Below are 12,070 nucleotides of genomic sequence, written 5' to 3'. Positions count from 1 at the left end.
TTGTTTTTTTATTAAAATAAAATATAATTTTTCAAGAGGTATTTTTATGATTTTTAAAGTTATTGTTCATCAAGATGAAGATGGTTTCTGGGCAGAAGTTCCATCTATAAAGGGGTGTTTTACTCAAGCTGATACTATGGAAGAATTAGAATCAAATATTAAAGAGGCTATCGAAGGCTGTCTTTCTGTTGATATTGAAGAATATTCTAAAGAAAACATGATAAAAACTATTGATGTATATTATGAAAACTATAAGCAGTAAAAAGTTTTGCAAATTATTAGAAACTCATGGTTGGATACTCGAAAGAATTAATGGAAGTCATTATATTTATATAAAATCTGGCAGTGATTTGAGAATATCTGTATCAGTACATAAAAATGATGATTTAAAAATAGGACTTTTGAAAAATTATTAAAACTAACAGAAATATCTGAAGATGAACTATAATTTAATAAATTTCTTCTAATTCCCGCCCTCTAGGCTTTATAATATCATTTGAATTTTTATATTATATTTCTTTATAATTTGCACTGTTATTATAAAGCCCACCCTAGATTTATTTAAATTTTTAACATTTTTAACGCACGCAGAACAAGGCTAAATATATAAAATGTATTATAAATGCAATTTATATTATGTTTGAAATTTGGTTAACCGTGCGTTGAATAGGCTTTAAATTTAATAAAAACTTGGGCGGGCATGTTTTTTTCTTATTGAGTGTTAAATATGATGAAAATTAGAATTTTTAATGATGTTTAAGAGAATAAAGGGCGGGATTTCTGAATAAATTGTAGTTCATTTATGCTTTTATTTTGATGATATTGAATTTATTATAAAAATTAGTAATATTTAAAGTTTGACAAAAGTTAATTTTTATTAGATAATATACTGTCAATAATAATTTGAATTATTTTAATTTAGAAGGTATTTTTATGTTTTCTTATGTTGTCAGAAGATTATTAGTTTCACTTTTAACCCTTTTTGTTATAGTAACTATAACATTCTTTTTAATGCATACAGTACCAGGAGGCCCATTCGTAGGTGAAAAACCTCTTAGTAAAGTAGCATTAGAAAATTTAAACAAAAAATATGGACTCGATAAACCGCTAATAGTGCAGTATGGTAATTATTTGAAAAATGCCATTAAAGGTGATTTGGGTACTTCACTTACTAAAATAGGTCAGTCAGTTTCAGGTACTATAATAAGAGCTTTTCCAGTATCTTTTAGACTTGGAATATTTAGTATGTTTATTTCTACTACAATAGGAGTTTTGTTCGGAATAGTTGCAGCACTAAGGCATGGTAAATTTGTAGATAGGGCTGTAATGGTTGCTGCTACTTTGGGTATAGCAGTTCCTAGCTTCGTAGTTGCTACAGTTTCTATTATTATATTTTCTGTACAATTAAAATTACTTCCTGCTTATGGATTTGACTCATTTGCTCAATATATAATGCCGGGTTTTGCTTTATCTTTTAGTTCTTTAAGCTTTATGGCAAGACTTATGAGAAGTTCAATGCTTGATGTTATTCACCAAGATTATATAAAAACAGCAAGAGCAAAAGGTATATCAAGAGGTATAATCATATTTAAGCATGCTTTAAGAAATGCTATTATACCAATAGTTACTTATATAGGACCTTTAGCCGCTGCTATACTTACAGGTTCATTCGTAGTAGAAAAAATATTCAATATACCTGGACTTGGAAGATACTTTGTTGAAAGCATAACACAAAGAGATTATCCTACAATATTAGGTGTTACAATATTCTATGGTGCTTTTTTGATAGCAATGAATTTCTTGGTTGACTTATCTTATGGTATTATAGACCCTAGAATAAAAATACAGGAATAATTTTATAATTTTTTATAAAGGCGGATATTAATTAATGGAAAATAGTTTAGAAAGTTTAGATAAATCATTATTTGTAAAAGCAACAGATGAGGAGAAATCATCAGCAGAAGTAAAAAGAGAAAGTGTGACCTATTGGCAGGACGCATATAGAAGATTTAAGAAAAATAGAGTAGCTTTAGTGTCTATTATAGTAATAGGTATTATAGCAATACTTTCTATTATTATACCAATAATATCAGATTATGGATATGCCCAAATAAACAGAGGTGTAGAAAATAGCCTTCCTACATTTGAACACCCATTTGGTACGGATACTTTGGGCAGAGATTTGCTTGTAAGATGTATGATAGGTGCTAGAATATCGCTTTTGATAGGTATAGTATCAGCTACATTGGTTGTAATAATAGGTATAGTTTATGGTTCTATATCAGGTTATTTCGGCGGCTTAACTGATAGTATTATGATGCGTATAGTAGATATAATAAGTGCCGTTCCAACACTTTTGGTAGTTGTATTATTATCAGTAGTACTCAAAGCCCCAATGGATAAATTATTTTTACAAAATGAATCTTTAAGAGGAATAGGTCTTTTAGGGCCTGGACTTTTCAGTATATTTATAGTTATATCTTTGCTTTATTGGACTAATATGGCAAGAATGACAAGAGGTCAGATTTTAGCATTAAAAGGTCAGGAATTCGTAACAGCAGCAAGAGCTTTAGGAACTCCTCATAGCAGAATAATTTTCAAACATTTAATACCTAATGCAATGGGAGCTATAATAGTTTCTGCTATGGTTCAAATACCTAATGCTATATTCGTTGAAGCATTTTTAAGTTTCTTAGGTTTAGGTGTTAGTGCTCCTATGGTTTCTCTTGGTTCATTAACTTCAAATGCTGTAAGCGGTGTATACTCTTATCCTTATCAATTACTTTTCCCAGCAGCTTTAATAAGTATTATAATACTTTGTTTTAATTTGGTTGGTGATGGTTTAAGAGATGCATTAGATCCAAGAATGAAGAACAGATAAATATATAAAAATTGTGAGCATCCGATAAGTTTACTTGTCGGATACTATTAGCGAACAATTTTTATTAGCAATAATAAGGATTGAATATGGAAAATAATCATTTATTAGAGGTAAAAAATTTAAGTGTGTCTTTCTTTACTCCTCTTGGAGAAGTTAAGGCGGTTAATAATATTTCTTATAATTTGGATAAATCAAAGGTTTTGGGTATAGTAGGAGAGTCTGGAAGCGGTAAAAGTGTTTCAGCATATTCTATTATGGGCCTTATAGAAGAACCAGGTAAAATTATTAATGGAGAAATACTTTTTGAAGGCACTGATTTAATTAAGCTTTCAGAGCATGAAAAAAAGAAAATCAGAGGCGATTTGATATCAATGATATTCCAAGACCCTATGACTTGTCTTAATCCAGTATACACAATAGGCAATCAGTTAATGGAAGCTTTAACTACACATCAAAAGATAAGCAAAACTGATGCTATAGAGAGAATAGTTGAGCTTCTTACATTGGTAGGTATTAATGAGCCTAGAAGAAGAATAAAACAATATCCTCATGAACTTTCAGGCGGTATGCGTCAGCGTATAATGATAGCTATGGCACTTGCCGGAGATCCAAAGATACTTATAGCCGATGAACCTACAACTGCATTAGATGTTACTATACAGGCACAAATACTTGAGCTTATAAAGGATATACAGAAAAAAATCAATATGGCTGTTATACTTATTACGCATGACTTTGGTATAGTAGCTGATATGGCTGATGATATTATAGTTATGTACGGCGGCGGTATAGTAGAGAGAGGAACAGTATTTGATATATTTGAACGTCCTAAACACCCTTATACTTTAGGACTTTTGAAATCACTTCCTCGTATCGACATAAAACAGGACAGACTTATACCTATAGAAGGAACACCAATAGACTTGCTTAATATGAAAGCAGGCTGTCCTTTTAGTACTAGATGCGATGAATGTATGAAAGTATGTATAGATCATAAACCACCTATAACAGAATTTGAGAAAGGTCATTTCTCAGCTTGCTGGCTTCATCAAATGCCTAAATGATTATATGGTTATAGGGTTAATGGTTTTTATATAAATAATTAAAAATATTAACAATAAAGTATTAGTGAAATAAAGAGAGTTTTTATGGCACCTTTAATAGATATACAAGATTTAAAACAACATTTCAAAATAAAAGGCGGATTCTTCGGAAGAAGCATACAAACTGTAAAAGCAGTTGATGGAGTAACTTTTACTATAAATAAAGGTGAAACTTTCGGACTTGTAGGAGAATCTGGAAGCGGTAAAACAACATTAGGAAGAACTTTGCTTCATCTTTATAAGCCTACCAGCGGAAAAATATTTTTCGACGGACAGGAAGTTAATAATGAAAATTACCGCAATTATGCTAAGAAAATGCAGATAATTTTCCAAGACCCTTATGCATCGCTTAATCCTCGTATGACAGTTGAAGATATAATAGGCGAGGCATTAGATGTACATAAATTATATTCTACAAAAGATGAAAGAAGGGAAAAAATAATAAATCTTCTTAAACTTGTAGGACTTAATGCTGAGCAGGCACAGAGATATCCTCATGAATTTTCAGGCGGACAAAGACAGCGTATCGGTATAGCCAGAGCTTTGGCAGTTAATCCGGAGTTTATAGTATGCGATGAGCCTGTATCAGCATTAGACGTTTCTATTCAGGCTCAAATTATCAATATGCTTTATGATATGCAGCAGGATATGGGACTTACTTATTTATTCATAGCTCATGATTTGGCTGTAGTACGTCAGATATCAAAAAGAATAGGTGTTATGTATTTGGGTAATATTGTTGAGCTTACTGACAGCGAATCATTATACACAAAATCGCTTCACCCTTATACGCAGTCTTTGATTTCAGCAATACCTATATCAGAACCGTCAATTGCAAAGACTAAACAGAGAATAATACTTTCAGGTGAAATACCTTCTCCAATCAATCCTCCTTCAGGATGCAAATTTAGAACCAGATGTCCTAAAGCAGAGGCTATTTGTGCAGAAAAAGCACCGGAGTTTAGAGAAGTAGAAAGCGGTCATTACTGTGCTTGCCATTTGGTATAAGGACCATTTATGAGGTTTAATAAGTATATATTAATTCCCATTTTGTTAATAGTGTTATCTATTTTTGCTAATTTATTTTTAGCATATTATAGCATACCTAAAAAATTTATTGGTACTATAGGTATAGATCAGCCAACTCATTTTTATGATATGAAGAGATGGTATGAAAGTAAAAAGTTTCCAACTACAAGTACTAGATTTACAGCTACTAGAATTATAGATGATGAATTTACTACACCAAGAGTTCCTGGAGGAGCTTATTATATTTTTTATACAATATTTTATAAACTTTCAGGTGAAAATTTATTAATTGCTAAAACATTAAATTTAATATTTAATTTGATAATTATATATATTTTTATATTTTGGATTTATAAAAAGTTTGGATTATTCATAACTGGTATGATATCTCCATTAATTTTATGTAATGGATATATTGTTCTTGCAAGTACAGATTTTTGGAATCCAAATTTATCTTTAATATTTAGTTTTTTACTTTTTATATTTTTGTTTGAATATATTGATAATCATGATGAAGATAATGCTAGAAAAAATATAGTTAGAATTTCTTCTATCCTTATTTTTCCTATATTGGCTATAATAGCACAAGGGCATTTTTTTGCATTTTTTTCAATAATTCCTACAGTTATAGTATATTTGATTATTAAATATAAACGTACATTAAAATATATAGTTTATTGGATTTTAGGTGTATTTATATCTTTTTTAGAATATTTACCTTATCTAATATCTGAAATACAAAGCAATTTTTCAAATTTGAAAATGGCATTTTTAGTTAAAGATAGTTTCACTAAATTTCCATTTCCGCAAATATATGCTATAGCTATATTTCCAACAAATGAAATGTCTGTGTTTTATGGAAGTAAATTTGAAAGTATTGTTAATTTTTGGATGAATCTCTATCCTATAGGAATATTAGGAGTACTATTTTTAATAATTACTTTAATATTAGCTTTTGTATCAATTATAAGAGGCGGATATTTTATATTTAATAAAAATTATAAAGCTGTTTCAAATAATGAAAAAACTTTAATTGAAATGCTAATGATATTTTTTATGTTTATACCAATAACAATAGTATTAAACATGTTTTCAGGACAGTTTTCAAAGATTCATTATATGTATCCTTTTTTTGCATTATCGTATACTCCTATACTTTTATTCTTTATACAAAAAGTTGATACAATTAAATATAATAATAAATTGTTTTATTTAAGTTCTTTTTTATTGTTTATTAATATTTTTGTATTAGCTTTGCAGTTGCATACATATATTAAATATTATGAAAAGGATTTAACAGCCAAAGAACTTAAAAATATGCTTTATGCTTTAAGTGAAGATGCTGCTGATAATGATATTAGTATTAATCTTGCATATAGCGGAAGTCATAATTATTTGTATAGAGATATTTCTATGATATATTTTCCTGAAATCAATATAAATCAAGTTGATGATTCAACAAATCTCTATATTATTCTTAATTTAGCGGGAAGTAGATCAAGAACTTTAGAAAGTGTTTCTAATTATATGAATTATATGAGTACTAATTCTATTTTAATAACAAATAATTCAACTCTTTATATATATAAGTATATAGGTAAAGAAAATTTTAAAAGGCCATAAGGTGTATAATGAAAAAGTTAATAATTATTTCTATATTAGTTTCTATTTTTTGTGCTATATTTATTCATATTTATGCTTTTAATAAAACAGCTGTTTATATAGATCCAATATATCATTTATATGACATGAAACAGTATTATGATACAAAGACTATACCTGTTGTAGGAAACAGACTTATGAATCCTGAATATGTTACTGATAATACCACTTATGCAAGAATCCCAGGTGGTTTTTATTATATAGTTTATTTACTATGTTATACTTTGGGCGGTGCATCTGTTGCTGGTGCTAGGATTATTTATATTATACTTTGTGCTGTAATATTGATATTATTTTTATTTTGGATATATAAAAGATTTTCTATATATTTATGTGCTATTTTATCTGCATTAATACTGACTAATGGTTATGTTATGTTTTCTTCAAATGATTTTTGGAATCCTAATGTACCGTTGATGCTTTCTTTTATACTTTTAATAATATTTTCTGAATATGTATCAAATAATAATGAAAAATTAGTTTTTACATCTGCAATGCTTATTTTTCCAATAGAAGCCTTAATGGCTCAGGGGCATATTGCTGTATTTTTCTCTGTGGTTCCAACAACAATAGTTTATTTAATAATTAGATACAAAAGAACATTAAAATATATAAAAGCTCATTTGCTTGGTGTATTTATAGCTTTTTTAACTTATTTGCCTTATTTGATTTCTGAAATCAAAAACGGATTTTTTAATACTAATTTGATGCTTAATATGCAAAGTTCTTCTGTTTTTAAAGGACTTCCTCAGGTTTACTCAATATTAATTTTTCAACTAATGAGCTTTCTGTTTTATATGGTACTAATTCTACGCCTACAAATTATTTTTGGTTTAATGAAAATACTTTTTTTATTGGTATGATATTTCTTGCAATTACTGCTGTTATTTCTTTAGCAGGATTTATATATTCTATAATATTTTTGATTAAGTCAAGAAAAATTAAATTAGAAAATTACAAATCTATTATTGAAAAAGAAGTATTTATATTTTATTTATTATTTATGCCAGCTACTTGTTTAACCTTCTTTTTATTTAAATCAGCTCCTGGTACATTCAGATATCTATACGGAATATTTGCTTTTTCTTTTATAACTATAATAATATTATTTAATGAATTATTAAAAAATAAAAATAGATTATTATTATCAGCTTTAATATTATTAACTTTAAATAGTATTAATATGGGATTTTTACATTTAACAAGATATTATAATTTATTTGAAGCCCCATATACAGAGAATAAATTTAGAAATATATTAACTGCAATATCAAAGGATGCTGAAGGAAAATCATTTAAAATAGTACCTTATGATGAACATTATTTTGATAATATGCAGATGGCTTATTTTCCAAATTTAGATTGGAATAGAGATGATAATTCAAAGTTAACTTATTTTATATATTATGAAATAGAAAATATAAGATTAAAAAATACAGGTAAATCAAAACCTTATGATGATCTATTAAATAATTTGCCTAGTGATGCTGAACTTATAGCAGGAGATGATAAGTTAAAAGTTTATAGATATACTGAAAAATAATATTATTATAATAAAGTTTCTATAAACTGTTTTGCTGCTCTTGGACTTCTTCCAGCACTTCTTATAGCATAACTTTCAGCTTGTTTTATAAGTTCTTCTTTGTCCATTTTTATATTATTATACTCAGCATAAGATAGAACTATATCAATAAATAAATCTTTGTCTGGTCTTTGGAAAGTGATAATGATTCCAAATCTATTAGTTAAGCTTATTATTTGCTGAATAGTATCTTCTATATGAATGTCATCGCCTGTTCTGTCATTAAAATTTTCTTTTATTAAATGTCTGTAATTTGAAGTAACATAAACTACTACATTATTTGGAAAAGAGTTTACGCCTCCTTCAAGTACAGCTTTCAAATAGGAAAATGTATCATCATTAGAAGAGAAAGTTAAATCATCTATAAATATTATGAATTTAAGAGGACTTACGCTTAGCATTTCTATTATATCTGTAATAAATGATAACTGACTTTTTTTAACTTCTATAAGCCTTAATCCTTCATTTTTGAACATATTCGCAATTGCTTTTATAGTACTGCTTTTTCCAGTACCAGCATCACCGTAAAGAAGTATATTATTTGCCTTTTTTCCCTCTAATAATGCTTTTGTATTTTGTATAACTTTGCTTCTTTCTCTTTCATAACCATATAATTGTTTTATATTTTGCATATCCTGATGTTTTGCCGGTATTATATTTTTTCTATCATCAAGAGTAAACATATTACTATTATAAAATATTCCATATCCTTTTTTATCGATATTGTTTATATGGTCAGTATATATGTTATAGAAATCTATCTTTTTATTTTCTAATTGAGCTATATTTTTTGAATATTCTTCTTCAAATAAAGCTGTAAAATCAAATGATGATATAAATTCAAAGAAATATAATTCATTTTTTAACGCATTTTCTAAAGAGTTATTCATATATTCATTTTTTATTTTTTTATTTATATAGGTATTATTATCTAAAAGTATTTGTGATAATATATAATCTCCTATTGTGATATTATATTTAAATAACTCATATAAAAAATCTGAATAATAATCAATCACTTTTATTTTATTATTGTCTTCATAGATTTCTAAAAATTTTATTAATTTTTTTATTACTTTATTTTTTAAAATATCTCTAAATATAACTATGTTAGAAAGTCCTAATCTTATTTTTTTTACTTGTTCGTTCATAATATATTCCAATAATTATTTTTTATAGTAATGTATTTTAAGTTTATTATAAATAATATTCAAGTATTCTTATTGTCATTTTTTTTTATTTTTTTGTATGATTTGTTATTTTATTTTATATATTTTAAATATAATGATTTTATTTTATATTTTTATAGTATTTTTGTAAAAATTTATTCTTATATTAAATACATATAATTCCGAAATCATTAAATACTATTTTTATTGGAGATGTGTATCATGAAGATCAGGACTAAGTTTATAATTTTTGGCTTTTATATTTTTGTAGTGACAGTTTTATTAATATATCTTCAAGTGAGAATAGTTAGAAGTGTTACGGATTATAGCCGTATTTATCAACATACTATAAAATCATCAGCTATAGCTAGACAATATCAGCAGAATTCTGCATTTTTAACTCAATTTGTTAGAAGTTATGTTGCAACAGCAGATCAAAAGTATGAACAAGCATATAATGATTGTATTGCAATATCAGGCGGTACAAAGCCTACACCTTTAAACTATGATAGGGGTATATATTGGTCTATTTTCTTAGGAAGCGGCAGAAAACCTTCTAGTGACGGGCAAACAAAATCTTATGCAGATGTTATGCAGGAATTAAATTTTTCTAAAGAAATGTTTGATTATTTAGCCTTATCTAAAAGCAGATCAGAAGCATTGGTAAAATTAGAAGTACAAGCTATGGATATAATAAAAAGTATACCTAGAAATCCTGATGGTTCAATACCCGAAGAATATAAAGGAAGACAATTAGAAGCTATAAACCTTGTTAATGGAAAAGCTTATGAAGAGAAAGTTTCTGAAATAATGGCTCCTATTAATCAGTTTTTTGATAGGCTTGAAGCTGATAATGCTTTAAAATTACAAAAATCTGCAAATGAAGTAAGAAATGATACAATTCTATTTTTTATAGGATTGTTTATTGTTGGATTATCTGTTGGTTTATTCTTAGCTTCTTTAGGAAAACTTATAGGAAAAAATTTAAGATTATGCGTTCATTTAGCTTCTGAAATATCAAACGGTAATTTAACTGTAAAAATAGATGAAAGTAAAATGACAGGTAATAGTGAATTTGCTTCACTTCTTGGCAGTTTACATAATATGGTTAATCACTTAAGAGAAATTATATCCAAAGTTTTGGAAAGCTCAAGGGAGATATCAAATGCTGCTACTGAAATAGCTCAAGGTAATACAGATTTATCAAGCAGAACAGAGCTTCAGGCGTCTCATTTGGAAGAAACAGCTTCTTCTATGGAAGAGATAGCTTCTACAATAAAATCATCAGCTGATAATTCTGTTAGAGGAAATCAGATGATGCAGGATTCTGAAAAATCAGTTCAGGAAGCAGGAGAAATAATTGAAGCTACTACAAACAACATAGAACTTGTATTTGAGGCTAGTAATAAGATTACAGATATTACTAAAATAATAGAAAATATAGCTTTCCAAACTAATATATTAGCACTTAATGCTGCAGTAGAAGCTGCACGTGCAGGAGAACAAGGTAAAGGTTTTGCGGTTGTAGCAAGTGAAGTTAGAAATTTGGCACAGACAAGTCAGTCTTCTGTTAAAGATATTACTTCTCTTATAGCTGATGCAAATGATAAAATCAAAACAGCTACAGAAACAGCTAGAAAATCTAAAGAAATATTTATGGATATTGAACAAAAAATAGAAGATACATCTAAAATTATGCAAGATATTAGTGCTATGGCAGTTGAGCAGCAGGCAGGTGTAGATCAAGTTAATATAGCAGTTTCTCAAATGGATCAATCAACTCAGCAAAATGCTTCTTTAGTAGAGGAGGCTACTGCTTCTTCTGAGGCTTTAATGGGACAGGCTAAAGAGCTTGTTGAATTGATGAATTTCTTTAAAGTTTAATATTAATTTATAGAATATTTTTTTAAAAACAATAGTTATATATTAATTTATATGGCTATTGTTTTTTTATTTTTACATTATATAATTTATATATTATTAGGTTAGGATTTTGTTATGAATAAGATTATATTTACATTTATTTCATTTTTATTTGCTTTTAGTTTGTATGCTAAAGATATATCTATAGAAGAGTTAGTAGGTGTCTATAAAAGGACAGATGATAATGCTACTATAGAACTTTCATTAAAGAATAATACAGAACTATATATTAAAGGAAATGCAGTATCAAAAGCTGGAGATGTTTTAGAATTAGATGATGTTGCTAATTATGATGGAGAAAGTATTATTTATAAATGCGATAAGTATACTATAAAAATTTCTATTATAGACAGAGGCAGAATAGAAATAGTAGAAGAATCAAATTATGAAACACTTGATATTACTTTTGATGGTGTTTATTTAAAAAATAAATAATTTTAATAATTAATTTATTTTTTTATGGCATTATAAAAAATTAATAATTTTAAATCATGACAAAAATTGTCATATATATAATTTATAATATTATTATATTAATATTTTTAAGGAGTTTTTTATGTTGCCATTTCACCCGCCTTTTATGTACAAATGTAATTCTTGCGGTAAAATCTTCAGTTCTAGAAAAAGACCTTCTGTTTTTAATTTATTAGGTTTTGGCCATAAATGCCCAAAATGCGGAAGCAAAGATACTAAGTCAATGGATCATATTATAAAAAAATAG

Annotated in this window: 11 protein-coding genes and 1 pseudogene; 11 read left to right on the top strand and 1 reads right to left on the bottom strand. The window is 27.3% G+C overall.

The window, feature by feature from the left end; genetic code table 11:
- Positions 1-46: 46 nt before the first annotated feature.
- The 8 genes and pseudogenes from Q0K52_RS04280 to Q0K52_RS14745 all read left to right on the top strand — a co-directional run bounded on the left by Q0K52_RS04280 (position 47) and on the right by Q0K52_RS14745 (position 8,218).
- Positions 47-262, top strand: coding sequence for a type II toxin-antitoxin system HicB family antitoxin (locus tag Q0K52_RS04280; RefSeq protein WP_297296824.1), 216 nt, complete (start codon positions 47-49; stop codon positions 260-262).
- Positions 243-416, top strand: a complete 174-nt coding sequence (locus Q0K52_RS04275; RefSeq protein ID WP_297296822.1) for a type II toxin-antitoxin system HicA family toxin — start codon at positions 243-245, stop codon at positions 414-416. Before Q0K52_RS04280 ends, Q0K52_RS04275 begins: the two co-directional genes overlap by 20 nt.
- 517 nt (positions 417-933) lie before the next feature.
- Positions 934-1,854, top strand: a complete 921-nt coding sequence (locus Q0K52_RS04270) for an ABC transporter permease (RefSeq protein WP_297296820.1) — start codon at positions 934-936, stop codon at positions 1,852-1,854.
- A 34-nt stretch (positions 1,855-1,888) separates the two neighbouring features.
- Positions 1,889-2,881, top strand: coding sequence for an ABC transporter permease (locus tag Q0K52_RS04265; protein ID WP_297296818.1), 993 nt, complete (start codon positions 1,889-1,891; stop codon positions 2,879-2,881).
- Positions 2,882-2,967: 86 nt separating this feature from the next.
- On the top strand, positions 2,968-3,945 hold the full coding sequence (locus Q0K52_RS04260; RefSeq protein ID WP_297296816.1) for an ABC transporter ATP-binding protein: 978 nt from the start codon (positions 2,968-2,970) through the stop codon (positions 3,943-3,945).
- An 84-nt stretch (positions 3,946-4,029) separates the two neighbouring features.
- A complete protein-coding gene (locus tag Q0K52_RS04255) occupies positions 4,030-4,992 on the top strand; it encodes an ABC transporter ATP-binding protein (RefSeq protein ID WP_297296814.1) in 963 nt (320 codons plus the stop codon).
- Between the two features lie 9 nt (positions 4,993-5,001).
- The gene (locus tag Q0K52_RS04250) at positions 5,002-6,636 is read left to right on the top strand and encodes a hypothetical protein (RefSeq protein WP_297296812.1); all 1,635 of its coding nucleotides are present in this window, start codon (positions 5,002-5,004) and stop codon (positions 6,634-6,636) included.
- A gap of 8 nt (positions 6,637-6,644) precedes the next feature.
- Positions 6,645-8,218, top strand: a pseudogene (locus tag Q0K52_RS14745) (ArnT family glycosyltransferase).
- Between the two features lie 5 nt (positions 8,219-8,223).
- Here the strand turns inward: Q0K52_RS14745 and Q0K52_RS04235 are convergent.
- Complete coding sequence (locus Q0K52_RS04235) at positions 8,224-9,408, bottom strand: DUF815 domain-containing protein (RefSeq protein WP_297296806.1); 1,185 nt, start codon at positions 9,406-9,408, stop codon at positions 8,224-8,226.
- A 240-nt stretch (positions 9,409-9,648) separates the two neighbouring features.
- On the opposite strand from Q0K52_RS04235, the gene Q0K52_RS04230 reads away from it, so the two are divergent.
- From Q0K52_RS04230 to Q0K52_RS04220, 3 genes are all read left to right on the top strand, one after another.
- Positions 9,649-11,310: a methyl-accepting chemotaxis protein gene (locus tag Q0K52_RS04230; protein WP_297296804.1), complete on the top strand. Its 1,662-nt coding sequence runs from the start codon at positions 9,649-9,651 to the stop codon at positions 11,308-11,310.
- A gap of 114 nt (positions 11,311-11,424) precedes the next feature.
- A complete protein-coding gene (locus Q0K52_RS04225; RefSeq protein ID WP_297296802.1) occupies positions 11,425-11,784 on the top strand; it encodes a hypothetical protein in 360 nt (119 codons plus the stop codon).
- A 121-nt stretch (positions 11,785-11,905) separates the two neighbouring features.
- A complete protein-coding gene (locus tag Q0K52_RS04220; RefSeq protein WP_297296800.1) occupies positions 11,906-12,070 on the top strand; it encodes a zinc ribbon domain-containing protein in 165 nt (54 codons plus the stop codon).

It is taken from the genome of uncultured Brachyspira sp. (assembly GCF_944390845.1).
In the GTDB taxonomy this organism is placed as follows: Bacteria; Spirochaetota; Brachyspiria; order Brachyspirales; family Brachyspiraceae; genus Brachyspira; species Brachyspira pulli.
Note: the sequence above shows the minus strand (reverse complement) of the source record. Positions and strands in the feature narration are given on the sequence as shown.

Coding starts and splice junctions, on each gene's coding strand:
- Q0K52_RS04280 (WP_297296824.1), top strand. CDS start 47: ATGATTTTTAAAGTTATTGTTCATCAAGATGAAGATGGTTTCTGGGCA.
- Q0K52_RS04275 (WP_297296822.1), top strand. CDS start 243: ATGAAAACTATAAGCAGTAAAAAGTTTTGCAAATTATTAGAAACTCAT.
- Q0K52_RS04270 (WP_297296820.1), top strand. CDS start 934: ATGTTTTCTTATGTTGTCAGAAGATTATTAGTTTCACTTTTAACCCTT.
- Q0K52_RS04265 (WP_297296818.1), top strand. CDS start 1,889: ATGGAAAATAGTTTAGAAAGTTTAGATAAATCATTATTTGTAAAAGCA.
- Q0K52_RS04260 (WP_297296816.1), top strand. CDS start 2,968: ATGGAAAATAATCATTTATTAGAGGTAAAAAATTTAAGTGTGTCTTTC.
- Q0K52_RS04255 (WP_297296814.1), top strand. CDS start 4,030: ATGGCACCTTTAATAGATATACAAGATTTAAAACAACATTTCAAAATA.
- Q0K52_RS04250 (WP_297296812.1), top strand. CDS start 5,002: ATGAGGTTTAATAAGTATATATTAATTCCCATTTTGTTAATAGTGTTA.
- Q0K52_RS04235 (WP_297296806.1), bottom strand. CDS start 9,408: ATGAACGAACAAGTAAAAAAAATAAGATTAGGACTTTCTAACATAGTT.
- Q0K52_RS04230 (WP_297296804.1), top strand. CDS start 9,649: ATGAAGATCAGGACTAAGTTTATAATTTTTGGCTTTTATATTTTTGTA.
- Q0K52_RS04225 (WP_297296802.1), top strand. CDS start 11,425: ATGAATAAGATTATATTTACATTTATTTCATTTTTATTTGCTTTTAGT.
- Q0K52_RS04220 (WP_297296800.1), top strand. CDS start 11,906: ATGTTGCCATTTCACCCGCCTTTTATGTACAAATGTAATTCTTGCGGT.